Below are 21672 nucleotides of genomic sequence, written 5' to 3'. Positions count from 1 at the left end.
AGATTTGTATAAGAGACAGATACAGGATGGAATGGGACTCACCCGCCGCGATGGCCGCCGTCACCCAGGTGCGGATCAACGTCGGCGTCAGGACCGGGGTGGAGCTCGCGCCCGTGCCGACCTGGGCGAAGTCATTGCGTCCCCAGCCCCAGACCCGACCCGTGCGTCCCAGGGCCAGGACGTGGTGCCCACCCGCCGCGACCGAGACGATCTTCGTGACCTCCGCCGGGTCCGTCAGGTCCACTGGAGCCTGGGGAAGATACGGATCCCCCGGCGCGAGCGCGGGAATCACGACCTGGACAGGCGTGGGGTGGGCATTGGCATCAGGACCCGCCAGCGGCTGGCCCAGCTCTCCGTCCGTGTTCTGCCCCCATGCCCACACGGAACCATTCGCATCCACGGCGAGCGAATAGTCCGCCCGCGCGGCGATGGCGGTGATGCCGCTCAGCAGGGGAATCTGCGTCGGCGCCAGGACCCGGACGCTCGGGTCCTGGCCTCCCGCCTGGCCCCGGTTGTTGCGTCCCCAGGCCCAGACATGGCCGGTCTCGTCGAGCGCCAGGGAGTGCCCGCTTCCCGCCGCCACGGCGGTCATCCGCCTGGGCAGGGTGATGGGCAGGGGCGTCGCCTGGGGCGCCACGCTGGCGACACCTCGTCCCAACTGCCCATCCGTGTTCTGTCCCCACGTCCAGACCACACCGTCGGTCCGGACGGCCAGCGAGTGATACGCGCCCGCCGCCACGCCCTGGACCTCCAGCCCCGCGGCCAGCCGGTCCTCGTGGGCTTTCAGTGACGACGGGGCCACTGGCTCCGCGTCAAGCAATGACTCACCACAGCCAGCACCCAGGACGAGCAATGCCGTCACGCACCACCCACGCGGCGCGTTGTATTTCTTCACAGTATGTCTTTTCAATGGAACGACTCCTGATACACCCCGGCCTTCCCCCGTGCCTGGGTGTGTTGTGTCTGGAGGGATTCCTTCCGGCGCATGGCCGCGAAGGCGGCTCGACCCCATGCCGCACGACGCACTCCCGCCAGGGCGGGCCATACACAGAAGAGGATGGAGGAACTTCGCGCCCGTGAGGTCTCGGTCCTCAGGGCAGGAAGATTGTCTTCACTCTCCGTTGGATTTTCTTAGAAAGCAATACCCGACACATTCTTTGTGATGGGTGTCACAAGACGCACTGGGAGGTCACGTATGACAACACATCATGATTAAAGACAAATCTGGTTTTACACGGAGCGACGACCAGCAAAACATTTGCAGTTGAAAGCAAGTGCCGTCCACGGCCGCAAGCCACGGCGTTGCCCCGTGGAACAAGCTCACTGCCAACGGCGGCGAGCCGGTGGCGTGTGGCGAGGCTGGACATCGCCGCGCCGCAACGGGCGGCGGAAGGCCTGTCGCACCTGTTGACACATCGGATTCCTGACGCACTGGGTCAGGGTGCGCGTCCAGATGCCGCACGGCGGACATCACTTCAGGGGCAGGCGGTTGACTTCGACGTCACCGGGGTGGTGAACCGAATGGCCCCGGGCAGTCGCGGGCCCGGCGGGCTTGCCCCTCGCTTGCCGCGTCTGGAGCCACATCCATGATGACCCCTCCTCGTCGTCACCGCCGGAGCCCCTGGCTCTCGCGGTGGCAGCCCCTCCTCGCCGCGGGCCTCGCTTCGGCGCTGGTCTCCTGCGCCGCATCGGACACGCCTGACGAAGTGCCGCCCCCTGAAGCGCCCGCCATCACAGACATGGCCCAGCAGGAGCAGGAGCTGCTCACCTGGACCCTGGGCGCGAAGTACGACGCCACGCAGGCCAACATCGACTTCCGCGTGTATTCCTCGCGCGCGACGCGCATCGAGGTGTGGATCTACAAGACGCCCCTGGGTGCGCAGGAGGTCGCGAAGTACGTCATGGACCTGAACGGCACGACCAAGGTCTGGTCCAAATCCGTGTCCGTCGCCACGCTGAAGAACACCTACGGCATTACCGGCCCCGTCTACTACGGCTACCGCGCCTGGGGTCCCAACTGGCCCTGGGTATCCACCTGGACGAAGACGAACAACACGGTGGGCTTCGGCTCCGACGTGGATGCCGAGGGCAACCGCTTCAACCCGAACAAGCTCTTGTGGGACCCGTACGCGCTGGAGTTGAGCCACGACCCGGTCAACGCCACCCTCGCCAACCAGGACGCCACGGTGTTCGCCTCCGGCCCGTTGCACCGCTACAAGGACAGCGGCGCGCGCGCCCCCAAGGGCATCGTGCTGCCCCCGGACTCCACCGCCACCGGCACCAAGCCCACGCGCGCCTTCAAGGACGACGTCGTCTATGAGGTGCACCTGCGCGGCCTGACGAAGCAGGACACCGGCTCCGGGCTGGATGCCAACTGCCTGGGCACCTACAAGACGGCGGGCCAGAAGGCCGCGTCGCTGGCGGCGCTGGGCGTCACGGCGGTGGAGTTCCTGCCACTGCACGAGACGGACAACGACAACAACGACTACGCACCCACCACCACCGCGGGCGACAACTACTGGGGTTACATGAACCTCAGCTACTTCGCGCCGGACCGCCGCTATGCGTGCGACAAGTCCGCGGGCGGCCCCACGCGTGAGTTCAAGGCGATGGTGAAGGCCTTCCACGACGCGGGCATCAAGGTGCTGGTGGACGTGGTCTACAACCACACGGGCGAAGGCGGCGCGTGGATCAGCGGCAACTCCAGCACCTACAACGTCATGACGTACCGGGGCCTGGACAACCCCACGTACTACAGCCTCACGGCGGACAAGCAGTTCAACTGGGACAACACCGGCGTGGGCGGCAACTTCAACACGTTCAACCCCACGGCCCAGAACGTCATCCTCCATTCGCTGTCGTACTGGAAGGACACGCTGGGCGTGGACGGCTTCCGCTTCGACCTGGCGTCGGTGCTGGGCAACACCGTGGAGCACGGCGGCTTCAACTACGACCGTGACAACACGGGCACGGCGCTCAACAAGATCGTCACCTTGTTGGACCCCCGTCCGGACGCGGGCGGCGCGGGCACGGACTTCATCGCGGAGCCCTGGGCCATTGGCGGCAACTCCTACCAGGTGGGCAACTTCCCGGCGAAGTGGAAGGAGTGGAACGGCATCTTCCGCGACACCTTCCGCAAGGACCAGAACCAGATGGGCGGGGAGAACGTGACGCCGGGGCAGTTGGCCACGCGCTTCACGGGCTCGTCGGACCTGTATGGGGATGACGGCCGCAAGCCGGGCGCGTCGGTGAACTTCATGGTGGCCCACGACGGCATGACCCTGAAGGACCTGTACTCGTGCAACAACAAGGACAACAACCAGTCATGGCCCTACGGCCCGTCCGACGGTGGCGAGGACAGCAATCACAGTTGGGACCAGGGCGGCGTCGCGACCGCCCAGCGTCAGGCCGCGCGCAACGGCATGGCGTTCATGATGATGAGCGCGGGCGTGCCCATGCTCACGGGCGGCGATGAGTTCCTGCGCTCGCAGCGCTGCAACAACAACGTCTACAACCTGGATTCGAACCAGAACTGGCTGAACTATTCGTGGAACACGGACCAGTCCAACTTCCGCGCATTCACCCGGAACCTCATCGCGTTCCGCAAGGCGCACCCCGCACTGCGTCCGGCCAACTTCTACAGCGGCTCGGACACCAATGGGAACGTGATGGAGCAGCACCGCTGGTTCAAGCCGGACGGCACGGTGCCCAACGCGGCGTACTTCGACGACGCGGGCAACCACGCGCTGGCCTACCGCATCGACGCCACGGAGTTCTCCGGTGAGACCGTGGGTGCCATCTACGTCGCCTACAACGGCTGGTCCGGCAGCGTGAACTTCACCCTGCCGTGGCCGGGCACGGGCCGGCAGTGGTACCGCGTGACGGACACGTGCTCATGGATTGAGAGCCTGGGCGCCAACCAGGTGGTGGTCAACCCGGGCACCGCGGACCAGGTCGGCGGCGAGAACACGTCCTATGGCCTGTGCGGCCGGGGCGTGCTGGTGCTGGTGGCGAAGTAGCGTGAAGCCACGGGGATCCGGTGCCCTGTCCACGGGCCCGGATCCTCGCGGCGCGGTTTTTCATGCGACCGGCGTGGAGGGCAGGGCCAGCAGCGCCCCCTTGCCTCCGGCCAGCGCGCTCACGTTGTCCGGGGCGGCCAGCAGCTCGTGGGGGAAGCCGAGCGGCACCGCGCTCACGGCGTCCAGCCGCTGGAGCTGCTCCGGGGAGAGGACCAGCGACGCGGCGGCCAGGTTGTCATCCAACTGCGCGCGGGTGCGCGGGCCGAGGATGGGCATCACGCCCCGGGCCGAGACCCAGGCGATGGCGACCCGCCCGGTGTTCGTGTCCAGCTCCTTCGCCACCGCCTCCAGCGTGTCGACGATGGCGCGCTTCTGGTCGGTGTCCTCGGCGTGCACCAGCGTCTTCAGGCCCTCCCTGCGGCCCTGCTCGCCCCGCCGGTACTTGCCGGTCAGCAGGCCTCCGCCCAGCGGGGACCAGCCCACGGTGCCCAGTCCGAACGCCTGGGCCATGGGCAACAGCTCGCGCTCCGGCGTGCGCTCCACCAGGCTGTACTCCAACTGCACGCCGGCGATGGGAGCCCAACCGCGCAACTGCGCGAGCGCCACCCCGTAGGACACCCGCCACGCCTGGAAGTCCGACAGGCCGATGTAGAGCACCTTGCCCGCGCGGACCAGGTCGTCCAGCCCGCGGAGGATCTCCTCCATGGGCGTCATCCCGTCCGGCATGTGGACCCAGTACAGATCCACGTGGTCCGTCTTCAGGCGCTGGAGGCTTTCCTCCAGGGAGCGGACCATGACCTTGCGGCTGTTGCCGGTGGCGGACAACCCACCGCCCGGAGCAGCGCCGCGCGTGTACTTCGTCGCGAGGACGAAGTCGTCCCGGTTCGGGGCCAGGAAGCCGCCAAGCAGGGTCTCCGACTCGCCGAACTGATAGCCGTCCGCCGTGTCGATGAAGTTGCCACCCGCCTCCACGTAGCCGTCGAAGATGCGGCGCGATTCCTGGGGATCCGCACCATGCCCCCACCGCGTCCCGAAGGCCCCGGCGCCCAGCACCAGCTCCGACACCCGCAGCCCCGTGTGATTCCCGAACAGCCTGTAGCGCATGGCGGCCTCCTGGCCTGCGACCGACTTTTAGATGACGGTCGTCATGAATAAATAGATGACGCCCGTCATTTAAATTGTCAATCTGTTCAGGTCAGCAGGAGGCAGGGTCATGAGGGTCAGCAGGGAGCAGGCGGCGGAGAACCACGAGCGCATCCTCCAGGGCGCCGGTGAGCTGTTCCGGCAGCACGGATTCGAGGGCATCGGCGTGGCGGAGTTGATGAAGCACGCGGGGCTGACCCACGGCGGCTTCTACGGACACTTCACGTCCAAGCAGGACGTGATGGCGCAGGCGTGCACGCAGGCGCTGTCCGACTCGGCGCGGCAGTGGGAGGAGATGCTGGCGGAGCAGGCTCCCGAGGAGGCCCTGGCGCACATCGTGGGCATGTACCTGAGACCGGAGCACCGGGACCACGCGGAGGCAGGGTGCGCGTTCGCCGCGCTCGCCACGGAGGGAGCCCGGCAGGGGCCGGAGGTCCGGCGGGCCTTCACGGAGGGCCTGCGCGAACAGGCGGGCCTGCTGGCTCACGCCGCGCCTGGGAATACGGAGGAGGCGCGCCGCTCGCGGGCACTCGCCACGCTGGCGGGGATGGTGGGGGCGCTGGTGCTGTCGCGGGTGGTGGATGACGACGCGTTGTCGCGCGAGTTGTTGACTGCGACGGCGACGGCGCTGGGGGCGGCGCCCTCCCCCCGGGGCCGCGCCACGGCGAAGGGGCGGGCGCGACGGAAGACCGGGGCGCGCGACGGGAAGTAGGGCGCGGCGCAGGCCGCTGGATGGGACGGGCTGGACCACTCCTCTTCGTCGGGTGGGATTGCCAATCTCCGTGGATGAAGCGCTACTTCGAGGATGAGGGGTTCGAGTTCGCCCGCCTGAACCTGCTCGGAGCCACCTACCGGGGACTGTCGGACGTGGGAGAGGTCCTCGTCACGCTCGACAGGATTCCGGATGGTGACCGGGAGGCGTGGGTGCGGGAGTTCACCGCGCTGGCGGAGCGACTGGAAGAGCAGGCCCACGCCAGCGCCGTCGCCAGACACCCCATCAGCGCCCGCTCCGCATATCTGCGCGCGAGCACCTATTACGATGAGGCCTCGTCCGGTGCGATTGGCACGTCGGAGCCGGAGCGCTTCAGCACGCTGTGGCAGCGTCACCGCGGGTGCTGGGATGCAGCCGCCGTGCGCTTCGAGCCGCCCGTGGAGCGGGTGGCCATCCCGTATGAGGGCACCCGGTTGGAAGGCTATTTCTTCCGTCCGAAGCACGGTGGGGAGAGGCCACGGCCGACGCTCATCCTGAACAACGGCAGCGATGGGCCGGTGACGTCGATGTGGAAGGACGGCGGCGCGGCGGCGGTGGAGCGGGGCTGGAATGCGCTCGCCTTCGACGGGCCGGGGCAGGGCGCCGCGCTGCACCGGCAGAAGCTTTCGTTCCGGCCCGACTGGGAGCGGGTCATCACGCCCGTGGTCGACTGGCTGCTCACCTGGCCCGACGTGGATCCACGGCGCATCGTGCTCCAGGGCGTGAGCCAGGCGGGCTACATGGTGCCTCGCGCGGTGGCGTTCGAGCACCGCATCGCCGCCGCGGTGGTGGATCCGGGGGTGATGAGGGTGGGTGATTCGTGGACCGCGCACCTGCCGCAGGAGATGAGGCAACTGCTCGACGCCAACGAGCGGGAGGCGTTCGACGGGTTCATGGAGGTGGGCCTGAAGGAGTCGCCTTCGGAGCAGGCCGGGTTGCGGTGGCGCATGGCGCCCTACGGAACGCAATCCCCTTTCGAAGCCTTCAAGGCGGCAGAGGCCATGCACCTCGACGCGGAGCTCCTCGCGCGGATTGAGTGCCCGATGCTCATCACGTCACCGGACCACGAGCAGTTCTGGCCGGGCCAGTCCGAGGAACTCCACGCCGCGTTGGGGTCGTCCACGCTCTCCCGGTTCACCGAGGACGAGGGCGCGAGCGGGCACTGCGAGCCCGCGGCCATGGCGCTGCGTGACGAGCGGGTCTTCGACTGGTTGGAGCGCACCCTTCACGCTGGCAGTGCGTGACGGGCGGCCTTCATGCGGGCTGCGACGGTGACGGGTGCCCGGTATAAGGCCTTCCGCGCATCCGGCATCCCCGCCAGGAAGGACCGTGCTTTCCGTGACCGTGGAAGAGGACAAGGTGGCCGCGTTGCTGCGGCGGCTCAAGGACGAGGACTCGTTCGAACGGGAGACGTTTGGAGAGTTGGACCTCCAGGGCATCGACCTGAGCGGCAAGGAGTTCTACCGGTGCACCTTCGAGGACTGCCAGTTGCAGGAGGTCCGGTGGAAGGACAGCCTGCTGGAGGCGTGTGGCTTCCGGGGCAGCAACCTCACGCGCGCGAACTTCAACGCCATCCGGCTGCGGGACGTGCGCTTCGAGGGCTCGAAGCTGATGGGCATCGACTGGACGGGCGTGTCCGCGAACCCCGAGGTGAACTTCGAGGAGTGCGGTCTGCCCTACAGCTCGTTCGTGGGGCTCAGCCTCCGGCAGACGTCCTTCGTGCGGTGCGTGGCCCGGGAGGCGAACTTCTTCGACACGGACCTGACGGACGCGGACTTCACCGGGGCGGACCTCACCGGCAGCAACTTCCGGGGCTGCACGCTGACCCGGACCGACTTCTCCGGAGCGACGGGCCTGCTGCTGGACCCCGCGCGCAACAAGATGAAGGACACCCGCATCCCGAATGAGACGGCCATGTCCCTGGCCCATTCGCTGGGGATGCTCGTGGAGGGCTACCACGCAAAGCCGACGGGGCGCGGGGGCGCGAAGAAGACGGGGACGAAGCGTTGAACGCGCCGGCCAACCGGCGCTTCGTCTTCAGGCTCGCGACGATGGTGAACACCCGGCTCATCGGGCTTGAGCACCTCATCCCCTGGGCCGATGCGTGGGTGTTGAAGCTGGAGGCGCCACCCCTCTGGCTTCTGGAGCTGTGCACGACACAGGACCTTCACGCGGCCCGGGGACTGCTTCTCCGCGCGGCCTGTCATCCAACGGATCCATTCGGAAGGGACGAACAGGACGCGGAACACCTGGCGTGTCTCTTTGTCCGCTATCGGCAGGGTGCGCTGTCCTGGGCGGCTTTCCTCGAAGAGGGCGGAAGGTATCTGGATGGGGCGAACGGAAGCAGGACCTGTGAGGAGCTCTATTCGCTTCTGAATGCGTTGGAGCAACAGGGGCACGCTCAAAACATGGAGCGCGCACAGAGCACGGAGATTGAACGCAGCCTCCGGGGCGCGCTTCAGCAGGTCGAGTCTGTGTATCGATTGCTCGCCGCCATGACCCGCACGGGAGGGTAGGTCCTCCCGCGCCGCTACGGAGCCCCGGTCACGACCACACGCCGTCTCGTGGCCACGTTCCATTGTGCTGGTAGGTCAGCGTCGCAGAAGGCGCAGACGAACCACTGCTCCTTCACGAGGTTGAGTTCACCGCACCGGGGACAACGACGGAAGACAATCTCGTGGGTGAAGCCCGCAGGCCCACCGATGCCCGCTCGGGAGAAGGCCTGCGCCACCGCCGCCCAGCAAGACGTGTCCGGGCAATACCCGGTCGACTGGTTCGAGACCTCCGAAACGTCCCACCCCTGCGCTGTCTTCCGGAAGTGAAGCTCTCCGGCCGCCAGCACCTCCTCGCCTCCCGCGCAGGCCACGTGCTCGGACCGACGCGGCGCCAGCCGGAGACACCCCGTGAGATCCACGACGTAGGTCGCCCCCTCGCGCACCGCATCCGGGTGACTCTGGAGCCAGCGGTCGAGTTCCGCCGCCGAGCGGATGGATGCGCCGACAGGATGTGCTGCCACGGAGCGGCGAATCGCCTCGGGCCCGACATACGAGTATGCCTCCAGCTCCATTTCTCTCTCCTCGCGCTGGGAGTGTACCCGTCAGCGCCTAGGCTCTTCCCACGAGCCTGCGGCAGGCCGCGGACTTCACCGCGAGGTACACGCGCAGGCCCGGCGCGATGGACAGCTCCCGCACGGCGGCATGCGTGAGGCGCACCACCCAGCGCACGCCCGCCACGTCCACCTGGGTCGCGCACTCGCCCGCTCCGGCGTCCTCCACCTTCGCCACCGTGCCTTGCAACACATTGCGCGCGGAGACGCCGGTCAGTGGGCCGGTGGACAAGAGGATGTCCTCCGCTGGCACCGCGTAGGCGGCCTTGGTTCCTGATGAAAGCCCTGGCGCCTCTGGCACCCAGAGCGACAGTCCTTCGTTGACGCGCAGCCTCGTGCCTCCTGACTCGGGATGCTCCAGCGTGCCTTCCAGGATGTTCTCCTCGGGCTCACCGGTGAGCAGTCCTCGCGCGGTCGTGCCCAGCACGGTGTCCGCCGGTCCGACGGCGCGCACCGCGCCTCCGTCCAGGAGCAGGGCCTCGTGGGCCAGCACCCGCGCTTCGCCCAACTGGTGGGTCACGTACAGCAGGGGCACGCGGGCCTCGTCGCGCACGCGCAGCAGGTAGGGCAGCACGCGCTCCTTCAGCGCGACATCCAGCGCGGCCAGCGGCTCATCCAGCAACAGCAGCGCGGGATCCGTGGCGAGCGCGCGGGCCAGGGCGACCCGCTGCTTCTCGCCTCCCGACAACGTCACCGGATAGCGGTGCAGCAGCGGCTCCAGCTCCAGCAGGTGCACGGCTTCGTCCACCCGCGACGGGCGGCCGGTGCGTGCACCGAAGCGCACGTTCTGCCCGGCGGTGAGGTGCGGAAAGAGCAGCGCGTCCTGAGGCACGTAGCCCATGCGTCGGGCCTCGGGCGGAACATCCACGCCCCTGGCGCTGTCGAGCAGCACGCGCCCATCCACCACCACGCGCCCCGTCGCGCCACGCCGCAGGCCCGCGAGCACTTCCAGCAAGGATGTCTTCCCGGAACCCGAACGTCCCAACACCGCCACGGACGCGGAGGTGAACCGCGCTTCGACCTCCAACGTGAAGCGCGCCAGGGGCAGGCGCAGCGACAGGTCCATCATGGACGCATCCGCCGGGACCCCATCACGCCAGCCCTCGCGCGCCGCGACGCCGCGTCACGGCCTCCGTCACGTACATGGCCCCGAACGCGAGCACCACCGCCACGCCCGCGAGCTTCAGCGCCTCCGCGTCCTGTCCTGTCTGCGTGCGCTGGAAGATGGCCAGCGACAGCGTCTGCGTGCGCCCCGGGATGTTGCCCGCGACCAGCACCGTCGCGCCGAACTCTCCCAGCGCCCGTGAGAACGCGAGCAGCGTGCCCGTGAGCACCCCTCGCCATGCGAGCGGCAACGTCACCCGGAAGAAGGCCCGCGTGCGCGTGTCCCCCAACGTGCGCGCCACCGCCACCAACCTCGGATCCACTTCCTCGAAGCCCGCGCGCGCCGAGCGCACCAGCAGCGGGAACGCCATCACCGCGCTCGCCAGCACCACCGCCTTGGGCGTGAACACCACCTCCACGCCCATCGCGTCCAGCATCCGCCCCAGCACCGAATCCCGCGCCAGCAACTCCAGCAGCACCAGACCCACCGCCGTCGGGGGCAGCACCAGCGGCAGCGCCAGCACCGTCTCCACCACGCCCCGCCCCGGCCCCTTCCAGCGCGCCAGCGCGTACGCCGCCGCAACGCCCGGCACCAGGATGAGCGCCGTGGACAGCGCCGCCACCGCCACCGTGAACAGGACCAGCCCGGTAATCCCCTCCTCCATCACGGCGAACGCCGCCCCTTGCCTGCATCAGGCGCCGCGCGCGTTGCGCCTGCATCCGGAGCGGCCTGGGGGCCTGGTCCCGCATCGGGCGCGGACCTCGGCTCCAGCCTCCCCGGCGTCACGAGCCTCACCGCCTGGAACCCCCGCTTGCGGAACTCGGCCCACGCGATGTCCGTCCGGAGGAAGCGCACGAACGCCAACCCTCCCTTCGGCGACTTGCCCTGCGTCAGCGCCGCCGCCGGATACACGATGCGCGGCGACTCCGCCCCCGGCACATTCAACGCCACGCGCACCTTCTTCGACTGCAGCGCGTCCGTCACGTACACCACGCCCGCGTCCGCACGCCCCGCCTCCACCGCCGCCAGCACGGCCCGCACATCCACCACCGGCACGACGTTCGGCGCCACGTCCTTCCACACCCCCGCCCGCGTCAGCCACTCCTTCGCGTACACCCCCGCGGGCACCGCCGCCGGCTCCGCCAGCGCCACCCGACGCAGCCCCTTCAATCCCGCCGCATCCTCCACCTCCACCCGCGAAGCCGCCGGCACGATGACCACCAACCGGTTGGCCAGCAGGTCCACCCGCGACCCCGGCTGCACCAGCCCCGCGCGCTCCAACGCGTCCAGCTTCGCCTCGTCCGCGGACAGGAACGCATCCGCTGGGGCACCCGCCACCACCTGACGTGACAGGTCACTGGAAGCACCGAAGGCGAACCGCACGCGCAGCCCCGTCTCCCTCTGGAACGCGGGGGCGAGCGCCTGGAGCGCATCCGTCGTGCTCGCCGCCGCGAACACCAGCACCTCGTCCTCCGCCCGCGCCGCCCCTGCCCACACCGCCACCAGCAGTCCCAGCCACGAAAGTCGCATCCCACGCACCTCCAGAAGCCTGCTCAGCGACAACAACCCGCACCCTTCAAATGCTCACACCCGAGACTACAGGTTGACCCGCCCCCACCTCGCCGCTAATGAATACTCTGTGTCCCGGAATATCCACAAAGAGGAGGATGAGGTGCTCGCGGGGGATGTCGACCGCATGCAGGAACTGATGTTCTCGCTGGGGCGTCGCCGTTCGCTCCGCGACCCCATCGCCAGCACCTGTGAGCAGCTCCAGTTCACGCCGCCCCAGGTGCACGCGCTGCTGTGGCTGGGCCTGGATGGGTCGCTCACCATGGGCGAGCTCGCCAAGCGACTGGGCGTCACGGAGAAGACCGTCACCGGCGTGGTGGACCGCCTGGAGCGCGAAGGCCACCTCCAGCGCGAGCGCGGTGAGACGGACCGGCGCGTCGTGCGCTGCCGCCTCACCGACAAGGGCCGGCAGACGTTCACCAAGCTCGACCGCTCCATGCACCGCGCCATGGGCGTGGTGATGGGCATGCTCGACGCCGAGGACCGTCAGGCCCTCTTCCGCGTGATGGAGAAGGTCCTGCTCAAGCTGGACCAGCCCACGCCGGACGCCCCCACGGGCACCTGAGTCAGGCCGCCTTGCCGTCCGGCGCCCGCGCCAGCAGCAGGCCGGGCCGCAAGAGCAGCGCGAACGCTTCGCGCACCGTCCAGTAGCACCGGTCCCACGCGCGCATCCGCCCGGCGATGGGCGCGGGACTCGTGGCCACCTCCCACCCCTCGCGTCGGAAGCACTGCCGCGCGCGCAGCAGGTGGTACGGGTCGGAGACCACCACCACCCGGCGCGCGCCCCGCTCCCGCAGCACCCGCCCGCTGAAGCGCGCGTTGTCATCCGTGGAGTGGCTCTGCTCCTCCAGCACGCACGCCTCCGCGGGCACGCCCGCCCGCACCAGCAGGCCCAACATCACGCGCGCCTCGGACGGCGGATGCACGCCCACGCCGCCAGACAGGAGCAGCCAGGGCGCCACGCCCCGGTGGTACAGCGCCGCCGCCTGCTCCACGCGCGCCACCAGCGCACCGGAAGGTACGCCGCCCGGCAGCACCCGCGCGCCCAGCACCACCAGCGCATCCGCGGGGCCCGCCTGTTCGCGCCGGCCGAAGCGGTCCACCCACCACGCCAGCCCGAAGACGCCGCCTGTCAGCACGCCCGCGACCACGACCACGCTCCGGCGCAGGTGGCCGGGTCTGGGAAGGAGGGCAAGAGGTCTCACGCCCGGGAACCTAGTCCCTGCCCCCTCCCTGTGCCTTCCGCCCGACCCACGGGACCCCGGATACACGGGCAGCAAGGCAGTGTGTCCGCGATGACAGGTCTCCCACCCGCCCTGAGAGCGTGTTTCCGGACGACCGGGTGAATTATCACGATGCGTATCGCCCGGAGGCAGGCGCGAGGACACAATAGGAAATGACCCGGCCGGGGTCCGAGACGAACCCGGAGCGGCCGGGGGGCGTGGGAGACATACGAATGGATGTCAAAGGCGTCGCGTTCCTGGCTCGGCAGACCCTGGCGGTGCAGTCGTTCGGCGAGGCGGCGTGGAAGGGATTCCTCGCGGAGCAGGCGAAGCGGGACCCCCTCTTCGGGCAGCCCATCATGCCGGTGACACGCATCCCGGCGGACGCCTTCCTGCGGCTCAACGAGGCCTTCACCGAGCGCTTCTACGCGGGTGACACGAAGGCCTACTGGCAATACGGCATCAAGTCGGCGGAGTACGCGCTGGGCCAGGGCCAGCTCAAGACGATGTTCGGCAAGGACGACTTCCGCCGTTTCGCCCTGTTCACGCCCGGCATCTGGAAGGGCTACTTCACCGAGGGCGAGCTGACCGCGCAGTTGCACCAGAACGTCGTCGAGCTGCGCATCACCGGCGTGCCCCGGCCGCACGTCTACTTCGAGCTCGCCGTGATGGGCTTCGCCGCCGGCGGGCTCGCGTACCTCGGGGGTGGCAAGGAGATCCGCCACGAGGTCCTCAAGGGCTTCAGCAAGGGGGACCAGGAGGTCCTCTACCGCTTCAACCTCCCGGTCTGAGTCAGCGGACCATCAGGGCGCGGCGGCCGCGGCGGTGGTCGTCGCCGCGTCCGCGTCCATGACGGCCGGGGTCTCAGCCGCGACCTTCGGCCCGCCAGCGGGCTCAAGCCGCAGATCCGCCACCACCGGGAAATGGTCGGACGCGCCCACGTCCAGCACGCGGCTGGACACCGGGGTGAACGCGCCGCACGCCATCACGTAGTCGATGCGCAGCGACGGCAGGAACAGCGGCATCGGGTAGGTGCCCTTGCCATCCGCGTGGGTGACCTTCGCCACGTCCTGCAGTTGGCGGCGCAGCAGGCGCACCGGGCGCGAATCCGGATCGTCGTTCAAATCCCCCATCAGCAACCGGGGCCGGGGGTCCTTCGCCAGCAGGTTCGAGATGAAGACACTCTGGCGGACGCGCGCCGAACCGTTGAAGGGTCGGCGGATGAGGTGCGTGGCGTAGACGCTCACCTCGCGCCCGTCCACGTCCAGCACCGCATGCGCCAGCGTGCGCGGCTCCGCGCCCCGGGGCGTGGGCAGCGGGTACTGCGCCAGCGACTCCAGCGGGTAGCGCGACAGCAGCGCGATGCCGTAGTGGCCGCCGTACAGCTTCGTGGTGCCGAAGTGCGCGCGGTACTTCAGGCCGGTGAGCGCCGACAGCCGCTCCACCTGGTCCTCCCCGCCCGCGCGGGTGGAGCCCACGTCCACCTCCTGCAACGCGACGACGTCCGGCGACTCGGCGCGGATGACGTCCGCCACCCGCTCAAGGCCCCGAAGGCCGGACTGGATGTTGAAGGTCATCACCCGCAGGGCGCCCGCGTCACGCACGGCCTTGGGGGCCACGGCGACGGGCGTGACGCCCGAGGAGAGGGTGGGACGCACCACGGGACCGGTGGCACAGGCCAGCGGTCCCGCGACGAGCAACAGGGTCAGGAGGGGGCTCGGTCGAATCAAGGGGCGCGAGGGTACGTCGTCCATCCTCGCGCTGTCGCCCCACCCCACCGGGCCCGGCCGGGAAGCGGCCGGGCGTTCAAGTCCAGGGTGCGATGTTTCGCGACGCGGACCGCGTCTTCAGTTCGCGCGACGACGACGGCGCGCGGCCAGCACCGCGAACACCGCGCCCAGGAGCGGCCCGCCCGCGGTGGCGGAGCAGCCGCCTTCGTCCTCCTGATCATCCGGATCCGGGACCACGGGGTCCTTGCCGCCCGTGATGACCACGTCCAGCGTGGCGGTGGCGTGCGCGTCACCCGTCGCCTTCGAATCGCCGTTCACGGAGTTGCCCGCCCCGAACACCTTGAGCGTGCCGTTGGTCGCGGGCGCCACCAGCGAGAAGTCGAAGCGCGCGGTGGTGTCGGTGAAGGCCTTGGGCAGCGAGTGCACCAGCTCCCCGTTCATCACCTTCGTGCCCGAGCCCGCGGTCAGCGTCGCGCCCTCCACGCCCTCCGTCGCCACGTTCACGCCCGCCTTCGCGCCAGGGCCGCCGGTGATGATCAGCGAATAGTTGCCCGTCTGGCCCGCGGTCAGCGCCGTGGGGCCCTCCAGCGTCACCGTGGGGGTGCTGGCGCCGCCGCCGTGGCAGCCGGAAGCCGTGCACGAAATGCTCTGCTTGCCACTGCGCCCGGGGATGCCGGTGGAGTTGGCGGACGCGGAGCCCGCGACAAGGCACACCACGACCGCGCCGACTGACGAAAGAAAGGACCGCATGGGATAAACCTCCTGAGGGGGGAAATCAGGGAAGACGAGGAGGTCCCCTTCTAGCGCAGTGCGGCGTGAAGTGCAGCAGGCGACAATTGCCCCACCCACCCGGGCAGGGTGCACCTGGACCTACAGCCAGGTGAAGGCGTCGTGCAGGGCCTTCTGGCCGCCGTGCTCCAGCACCTCGCCGTGGCACACCACCACGCGCTCCACGTCCCACTGGAGCGCGCGCTGGAGGGAGGTCCGCGCGGCCTTCCGGTCCTTCGTCAGCACGCGGATGAGGAGGGGGGCCGCAAACCGCTTCCAGACGCGTTCGAGCCTCGCGTACAGGCGCAGCTTCCAGGAGTCCGCGTGCTGGTAGTGGAAGACGAGGTCAGTGGCGAGCAGCGTGCGGGAGGGCCGGTGGAAGAAGAGGAACTCCCCCAGTTTGGGCATGCCGCGCACGTGCACCTGGTCCACCGCGGAGGCCCAGCCTGCATCCGGTGCATCCCCCAGTTCCAGGTCGATTCTCAGCGCGGGCTTCTTCGCGCGCAGTCCCGGGGGCGCCGCCACGCGCGCGTCCGGGAAGGCGGCGGACCAGTCCGGCAGGTGCAGGTGGTGGTAGAGGTTGGGCGCGACGAGGAAGCGCACCGGCCCCAGGGCCTCCACGGCGGCCCTGCGCTCCGGGGTGAAGGCGACGGGCGAGTGCACCCACAGTCCGCCGTCCGGCAGGCGGAGGACCGTCATGCGCCCGCCCACTTCGATTCCCAGGAAGTTGAACGGCGCGTCCATGACATGGACGTCGTCGGAGAGCTTCCGGAGGCCTGCGTCAGGGGGCGTGGGCATGGCGGGTCTGGCTTCAAGCATGGGCGGCGTCTCCGGGACGAGTCCGGGCAAGCTCCGGCGTTGATTTCCGGAACATCCCAGCGTAGGCAACCCCCTCTCTACATCCCCTAGCAAGGTTCCCAGCACATGGCCGACAAGCTCACGCCCCGCGAGAAGGGCTTTTCCGAGTGGTACGTCGATCTGGTCCAGAAGGCGAAGCTCGCCGACTACTCGGACGTGAAGGGCTGCATGGTCATCCGTCCCAACGGCTATGCGCTGTGGGAGAACATCCAGCGGACGCTGGACGCGAAGTTCAAGCAGGTGGGCGTCAAGAACGCCTACTTCCCGCTCCTCATCCCGGAGAGCTACCTCAAGAAGGAAGCGGAGCACGTCGAGGGCTTCAACCCCCAGCTCGCCGTCGTCACGCACGCGGGCGGCCAGAAGCTGGAGGAGCCCTACGTCATCCGGCCCACGTCGGAGACCATCATCAACCGCAGCTTCGCGAAGTGGGTGCAGAGCTACCGCGACCTGCCGCTGCTCATCAACCAGTGGGCCAACGTGATGCGCTGGGAGATGCGCACGCGTCTGTTCCTGCGCACCACGGAGTTCCTCTGGCAGGAAGGCCACACCTGTCATGAGACGGAGGACGACGCGGAGAAGATGACCCTCCAGATGCTGGAGGCCTACCGCGAGTTCGCCGAGGACTACATGGCGATGCCCGTGCTGACCGGGCGCAAGACGGAGTCGGAGCGGTTCGCCGGCGCCCTGCGCACGTACAGCATCGAGGCGATGATGCAGGACAAGAAGGCGCTCCAGGCGGGCACCAGCCACAACCTGGGCCAGAACTTCGCCAAGGCCTTCGAGACCAAGTTCCAGGGCCGCGACGGCCGCGAGCACTTCGTGTGGCAGACGTCCTGGGGCGTGTCCACGCGCCTCATCGGCGGGCTCATCCTCACGCACTCGGATGATTCGGGCCTCATCGTGCCGCCGAAGCTCGCGGCCACGCACGTGGTCATCATCCCCATCGCCGGCAAGGCGACGGACGCGGAGAAGACGCAGGTGCTGGAGAAGGCGCACGCGCTGGGCGCGGACCTGCGCAAGGCGGGCCTGGGCGTGGTGGTGGACGACGACGACAGCAAGGGCCCGGGCTTCAAGTACAACGAGCACGAGCTCATCGGCACGTGCGTGCGCATCGAGATTGGTCCCAAGGACCTGGCGAAGAACTCCTGCGTGATGGTCCGCCGCGACCTGAAGCAGAAGGAGTTCGTGCCGCTGGACGAGGCCGTGGCCAAGGCCCAGGCCATGCTGGACCAGATGCAGAAGGACCTGTTCCAGAAGGCGAAGGCCTTCCGCGACGCCAACACCCACGAGGTGAACTCCCTGGAGGAGCTCAAGGCGCGCGCGGACGACGGCTTCCTGCTGGCGCACTGGAACGGCGACGCCAAGGTGGAGGCGCGCATCAAGGAGGAGACGGGCCTCACCACCCGCTGCCGGCCCTTCAACCTGCCGCAGGAGCCGGGCAAGTGCGTGATGACCGGTGAGCCGTCCCCGGGCCGCATCGTGTTCGCCAAGGCGTACTAAAGCCTCAAGGCCAGAAACATTTCACGGGGGCTGGGAGGCGTTCCTCCCGGCCCCTGTTTCGTTTCAGCCCGCGGCGAGCAGGGGCCGCTTCCGGGGCAGGAAGGTGGCCACCGGCTCCGGCTTGCCCTGCACGGGCAGCGGGGCCGCGGCCTCGAAGTCGAAGGCGTCCCCGCAGCGCTCGCGCGTGGCGTTGGACACGAGCACCGGGGTGCCCACCTTCTTCGTGAGCCCCTCGATGCGGCTGGCCAGGTTCACCGCGTCGCCAATGACGGTGTATTCGCGGCGCTGCTCGCTGCCCACGGCGCCCACCACCACGCGCCCGGTGTGCACGCCCACGCCGATGTGGAGGATGCCCTCGCCCCGCGCGGCGCGCTCCTGGTTGAGCTTCTCCAGCGCCTCCAGCATGGCCAGCGCGCACGACACCGCGGCGGCCGGGTGGCCGGGCTGCTCCAGGGGCGCGCCGAAGTACGCGAGGATGCCGTCGCCCAGGAACTTGTCCAACGTGCCGCCGTGGCGGAACACCACCTCCACCATGCGGGACAGGTATTCGTTGAGCAGCGCCACCACCTGCGGGCTGTCCATCCGGTCCGACAGCGTGGTGAAGCCGCGGATGTCGGAGAACAGCAGCGTCACCTCGCGGTGCTCGCCAGCCTCGCCGTCGGTGCCCTTCTCGGAGATGCGCCGGGCGACCTCCGGGGAGAAGAAGCGGCCCAGCCGTTCACGCTGCATCTCCTCGCGCACCACGTCCGTCACCAGTCCCAGCACCGTGCGGCTGATGAAGAAGGCCACCACGGACGCCAGCGTCATCACCAGCACCATGCCGGGCAGGAACTGCGAGGCTTGCAGGCCCGCGGCCAGCGCCAGCAGCGCTGCCCCCGCGATGCCCAGCAGCGTGGCGGCCACGACGACGCTGCGCGACAGCGTCACCATGGACACGACGACCACCAGCACCATGTAGACGCCCATGGTCAGGAGGGCCGCGGTCACCCCGTTCTCGGAGCCGTGGATGGACTGGCTCTGCAGGAAGTAGATGAGCGGCATGTCGATGAGCGCCACGCCCAGCGCGGGCCGCTTCAGCAGCTCCGGCATCCGGCGGGAGGCGGCCCACAGCACGACCGACAGCGCGATGTAGCAACCCAGCACCGTGCGCGACACGCGCCAGTCGTCCAGGATGCCCAGGAGCAACCACGCTCCCGTCGCGCCAACGCGCATCAGGTTGAGCCAGGTCCCCACGTCGGCGCGCCACTCATCCAGGCGGCTCTTCAGGGCGGCTTCGACATGGGAGCGGTAGAGCAGTGACAGCATGTTTCACGAAACCTACTCCACGGATGGTTCTGCCTCCAGACACCGGCCTGCGTTAGGGTTCCGGCGCATGGCGAGCATCGGTCACGTGGCGGTGGGCATGGCGCTGGGGCGCTTCGAAGCAGGAGCGGCCCCCTGGCGGCGGCGGTTGGCGATGATGGCGTTCCTGTCGCTGCTTGCCCTCCTGCCGGACGCGGACGTGGTGGCGTTCGCGCTGCGCATTCCCTACGCGGCGCCATGGGGACACCGCGGCGCGTCGCACTCGTTCGTCTTCGCGGGGATGGTGGCGCTCGCGGTGGCGGGGCTGGCCCGGTGGAAGGGGGAGTCCGGCACGCGCTGGGGTCTGCTGGCACTCATCGCCGTGGGCAGCCACGGCATCCTGGACGCGCTCACCGACGGCGGGCTGGGCGCGGCGCTCTACTGGCCCTTCTCCAACGCGCGCGTCTTCGCCCCGGTGCGCCCGCTGCCGGTGTCCCCCATTGGCGCGGGCATGCTCTCCGCGCGGGGGCTGTACGTGAGCCTCGTGGAGCTGCTCGTCTTCCTGCCCGCCTGGGCCTACGCGCTGTGGCCGGCCCGGAAGACGCGCTCACCTTGAGCGTGACGCAGTCGATAGGAGGAGCAGCGCGATGCGCCTGTTCACCGCCGTGACGCTGGGAGACGCCCTCACCGCCCGCGCCGAGCAGGGCATCGAGCGGCTGCGCGCCCATGCCCCGGAGGCGAAGTGGGTGAAGCCGGAGGGCGTGCACCTGACGCTGTTGTTCCTGGGGGACGTGGACCCCTCCTGCCTGTCCCTCCTCCAGGAGGCGTTGGATCCGGTGGGGCCGCGCCACACGCCGTTCGTGTTGTCGGTGGGAGGGGGCGGGACGTTCGGAGCGCCGCACCACCCGAGCGTGCTCTGGGCCGATGTGCGCGGAGACATCACCGCGCTGAAGGCGCTCCAGGCGGACGTGGCCGCCGCGCTGGCACCCCTGGGCTTCGCCTCCGAGCACCCGGAGTACACCGCGCACCTGACCCTTGCCCGTTCGAAGAAGCCGCACGGAGACCCGGCACTGGCGGCGTGCGCGCGCCTGCTCGACCAGGAGTCCTGGGGCGAGGGCCGCGTGGACCGGCTGAGCGTGTTCGAAAGCGCGGGCGGCCACTACGCGTCCCGGTGGGACATCCTCCTGGGACGCGGGGCCTGAGGCGGTCCGCGCGCTAGCCGGCGCGCATGGACTGCGGATCCGCCACCGGCACCGCGGCGGGCAGCGTGACGGTGAGCAGCGTGCCCCGGCCCTCGCGGCTCTCCGCGCGCAGCGTGCCGCCCAGGTCGGTGACGATGGTGTGGCTCACCGACAGCCCCAGGCCGGTGCTGGTGGGACGCGCGGAGGCGAACGGTTCGAAGATGCGGGCGAGCAGCTCCGGAGGCAGTCCCTTGCCGGAGTCCTGCACCTCCACCACCACCTCGCCGTCCTCGCTGGTGTAGGCCGCGACGCGCAGCACGTTGCGTTCGGCGTCCTGCGGCTCCATGGCCTGCACGGCGTTGAGCAGCAGGTTGAGGAACAACTGGGTGAGGCGCGCCTCGTCCGCGTCCACCGTGGGCAGGTCGTGGAAGTCACGCTCCAGGCGCGCGCGGTGCTGGAGCTCTCCGCGCAGCAGCTTCAGCGCGTTCTCCAGCACCGGCTGCACGGCCACGCGGGCGCGGTGTTCGGGAGGCTTGCGCGACAGCGTGCGCAGGTCCTGCACGATGTGCTTGAGCCGGGTGGCGCCCTCCACCGTCTCCCCCAGCGCCTCCAGGATGTCGTCCATGTCCGCGCGCGGGACGGCCTGCCCGGTGAGCAGCGGCTGCTTCAGCCGATCCATCTCCTCCCGGATGAAGGAGAGGTTCGCCAGCACGAAGGCCAGCGGGTTGTTCATCTCGTGGCCCACCGCCGCCGCGAGCGACCCCAGCGCGGACAGCCGGTCCGCCTGGAACAGCTTCGCCTCCAGTTGCTTGCGCAGCGTCACGTCGCGAACGAACACGCGCAGGCCCGGCGGGTCCCAGAGCTGCGCGATGGTGAGCTCCCAGTAGCGGCCATCCAGGTGCACCGTGGGCGCGGGCTCTCCCGGGGGCGCCCCCCTCCAGGCCCAGGTGAGCGCCGCGTGCACCAGGGGATGCGTCGGGCCGCGCTCCACCAGGTCCTGGAACGCCACGTGGGTCGCGGGGTTCGCGTACCGCAGCTCCCCGTCCATGCCCAGCTCCAGCAGCGGCTCCGGGTGCAGCAGCGGGAAGGACGCCAGCCGGTAGAGCGGATCCTCCAGCGAGCGCAGCCCGGTGACGTCGCGAGCCAGCAGACCCAGGCGGACGCTGGTGTCCCCGGGGGCGGGGGCACAGGGGGTGATCTCCGCCGCGTAGACGCGCTCCTCGCCGTCCACGGTGAGCCGGTACTCCAGCCGTCCGTCGGAGCCGCCCCGGAGGACGGCGCGGACCAGGGACATGAGCGGCTCGCTCGCCCCGGCGCCAAGGACTTCGTCCAGCTTGCGGCCCCCGGCGCCGCGCACGTCGCGGCCGAAGACGCGGCCCGACGGGGACCACAGGTGCAGACAGCGCCCTTCGGCGTCCAGTTCGCCCGTCACATACTC

22 protein-coding genes are annotated in these 21672 nt (G+C 69.5%); 10 read left to right on the top strand and 12 right to left on the bottom strand.

Annotation, left to right across the window (positions count from 1 at the left end):
* On the bottom strand, positions 1-910 hold a 910-nt coding region (locus D7V88_RS22135), incomplete at its 3' end, for an RCC1 domain-containing protein (protein ID WP_372241105.1).
* Between the two features lie 676 nt (positions 911-1586).
* Between D7V88_RS22135 and D7V88_RS22130 the strand changes: the two genes are divergently transcribed.
* Positions 1587-4019: an isoamylase gene (locus tag D7V88_RS22130; protein WP_120542644.1), complete on the top strand. Its 2433-nt coding sequence runs from the start codon at positions 1587-1589 to the stop codon at positions 4017-4019.
* 60 nt (positions 4020-4079) lie between these two features.
* On the opposite strand, the gene D7V88_RS22125 is transcribed toward D7V88_RS22130, so the two are convergent.
* Complete coding sequence (locus tag D7V88_RS22125; RefSeq protein WP_120542643.1) at positions 4080-5123, bottom strand: aldo/keto reductase; 1044 nt, start codon at positions 5121-5123, stop codon at positions 4080-4082.
* A 109-nt stretch (positions 5124-5232) separates the two neighbouring features.
* On the opposite strand from D7V88_RS22125, the gene D7V88_RS22120 reads away from it, so the two are divergent.
* The 4 genes from D7V88_RS22120 to D7V88_RS22105 all read left to right on the top strand — a co-directional run bounded on the left by D7V88_RS22120 (position 5233) and on the right by D7V88_RS22105 (position 8429).
* Complete coding sequence (locus tag D7V88_RS22120; protein ID WP_120542642.1) at positions 5233-5874, top strand: TetR/AcrR family transcriptional regulator; 642 nt, start codon at positions 5233-5235, stop codon at positions 5872-5874.
* 74 nt (positions 5875-5948) lie between these two features.
* Entirely contained in the window at positions 5949-7157 is a 1209-nt protein-coding gene (locus D7V88_RS22115; RefSeq protein WP_120542641.1) for an alpha/beta hydrolase family protein, read from the top strand.
* A gap of 85 nt (positions 7158-7242) precedes the next feature.
* The gene (locus tag D7V88_RS22110; RefSeq protein WP_244238307.1) at positions 7243-7923 is read left to right on the top strand and encodes a pentapeptide repeat-containing protein; all 681 of its coding nucleotides are present in this window, start codon (positions 7243-7245) and stop codon (positions 7921-7923) included.
* A 41-nt stretch (positions 7924-7964) separates the two neighbouring features.
* Entirely contained in the window at positions 7965-8429 is a 465-nt protein-coding gene (locus D7V88_RS22105) for a hypothetical protein (protein WP_147448809.1), read from the top strand.
* Between the two features lie 14 nt (positions 8430-8443).
* On the opposite strand, the gene D7V88_RS22100 is transcribed toward D7V88_RS22105, so the two are convergent.
* Genes D7V88_RS22100 through modA form a run of 4 tightly spaced genes read right to left on the bottom strand, consistent with a single transcriptional unit; the run spans position 8444 to position 11654 of the window.
* Positions 8444-8980 carry a hypothetical protein gene (locus D7V88_RS22100; RefSeq protein WP_120542639.1) on the bottom strand — a complete coding sequence of 179 codons (537 nt, stop codon included), beginning with the start codon at positions 8978-8980 and terminating at the stop codon, positions 8444-8446.
* 37 nt (positions 8981-9017) lie between these two features.
* Positions 9018-10088, bottom strand: coding sequence for a molybdenum ABC transporter ATP-binding protein (modC, locus tag D7V88_RS22095; protein WP_120542638.1), 1071 nt, complete (start codon positions 10086-10088; stop codon positions 9018-9020).
* Positions 10089-10110: 22 nt separating this feature from the next.
* Complete coding sequence (gene modB, locus D7V88_RS22090; RefSeq protein WP_120542637.1) at positions 10111-10788, bottom strand: molybdate ABC transporter permease subunit; 678 nt, start codon at positions 10786-10788, stop codon at positions 10111-10113.
* Complete coding sequence (modA, locus tag D7V88_RS22085) at positions 10788-11654, bottom strand: molybdate ABC transporter substrate-binding protein (RefSeq protein ID WP_120542636.1); 867 nt, start codon at positions 11652-11654, stop codon at positions 10788-10790. The genes modB and modA overlap by 1 nt, the downstream gene beginning before the upstream one ends.
* 109 nt (positions 11655-11763) lie before the next feature.
* Between modA and D7V88_RS22080 the strand changes: the two genes are divergently transcribed.
* Positions 11764-12258: a MarR family winged helix-turn-helix transcriptional regulator gene (locus tag D7V88_RS22080; RefSeq protein WP_120542635.1), complete on the top strand. Its 495-nt coding sequence runs from the start codon at positions 11764-11766 to the stop codon at positions 12256-12258.
* A 1-nt stretch (position 12259) separates the two neighbouring features.
* On the opposite strand, the gene D7V88_RS22075 is transcribed toward D7V88_RS22080, so the two are convergent.
* The gene (locus tag D7V88_RS22075; RefSeq protein ID WP_120542634.1) at positions 12260-12898 is read right to left on the bottom strand and encodes a YdcF family protein; all 639 of its coding nucleotides are present in this window, start codon (positions 12896-12898) and stop codon (positions 12260-12262) included.
* A gap of 251 nt (positions 12899-13149) precedes the next feature.
* On the opposite strand from D7V88_RS22075, the gene D7V88_RS22070 reads away from it, so the two are divergent.
* The gene (locus D7V88_RS22070) at positions 13150-13707 is read left to right on the top strand and encodes a hypothetical protein (protein WP_120542633.1); all 558 of its coding nucleotides are present in this window, start codon (positions 13150-13152) and stop codon (positions 13705-13707) included.
* Positions 13708-13719: 12 nt separating this feature from the next.
* On the opposite strand, the gene D7V88_RS22065 is transcribed toward D7V88_RS22070, so the two are convergent.
* From D7V88_RS22065 to D7V88_RS22055, 3 genes are all read right to left on the bottom strand, one after another.
* Positions 13720-14646 (bottom strand): endonuclease/exonuclease/phosphatase family protein, encoded by a 927-nt coding sequence (locus D7V88_RS22065; protein WP_244238306.1) that lies wholly within the window; start codon positions 14644-14646, stop codon positions 13720-13722.
* A 117-nt stretch (positions 14647-14763) separates the two neighbouring features.
* Positions 14764-15396 (bottom strand): MXAN_6652 family MXYO-CTERM-anchored protein, encoded by a 633-nt coding sequence (locus D7V88_RS22060; protein WP_120542631.1) that lies wholly within the window; start codon positions 15394-15396, stop codon positions 14764-14766.
* 120 nt (positions 15397-15516) lie between these two features.
* A complete protein-coding gene (locus tag D7V88_RS22055; protein WP_120542630.1) occupies positions 15517-16212 on the bottom strand; it encodes a DUF4336 domain-containing protein in 696 nt (231 codons plus the stop codon).
* Between the two features lie 126 nt (positions 16213-16338).
* Between D7V88_RS22055 and proS the strand changes: the two genes are divergently transcribed.
* Complete coding sequence (gene proS, locus D7V88_RS22050) at positions 16339-17772, top strand: proline--tRNA ligase (protein WP_120542629.1); 1434 nt, start codon at positions 16339-16341, stop codon at positions 17770-17772.
* 63 nt (positions 17773-17835) lie between these two features.
* On the opposite strand, the gene D7V88_RS22045 is transcribed toward proS, so the two are convergent.
* Positions 17836-19077, bottom strand: a complete 1242-nt coding sequence (locus tag D7V88_RS22045; RefSeq protein ID WP_120542628.1) for an adenylate/guanylate cyclase domain-containing protein — start codon at positions 19075-19077, stop codon at positions 17836-17838.
* Between the two features lie 67 nt (positions 19078-19144).
* Between D7V88_RS22045 and D7V88_RS22040 the strand changes: the two genes are divergently transcribed.
* Both D7V88_RS22040 and thpR read left to right on the top strand, forming a co-directional pair.
* Entirely contained in the window at positions 19145-19669 is a 525-nt protein-coding gene (locus tag D7V88_RS22040) for a metal-dependent hydrolase (protein WP_120542627.1), read from the top strand.
* Between the two features lie 31 nt (positions 19670-19700).
* Entirely contained in the window at positions 19701-20255 is a 555-nt protein-coding gene (thpR, locus tag D7V88_RS22035) for an RNA 2',3'-cyclic phosphodiesterase (RefSeq protein WP_120542626.1), read from the top strand.
* Between the two features lie 13 nt (positions 20256-20268).
* Here thpR and D7V88_RS22030 read toward each other — a convergent pair.
* On the bottom strand, positions 20269-21672 hold a 1404-nt coding region (locus D7V88_RS22030; RefSeq protein ID WP_158625127.1), incomplete at its 5' end, for a PAS domain-containing sensor histidine kinase.

The sequence above is a fragment of the Corallococcus terminator genome (assembly GCF_003611635.1).
Classification (GTDB): domain Bacteria; phylum Myxococcota; class Myxococcia; order Myxococcales; family Myxococcaceae; genus Corallococcus; species Corallococcus terminator.
The sequence above is the reverse complement of the archived record's forward strand: the minus strand, read 5'-3'. Positions and strand labels throughout refer to the sequence as shown.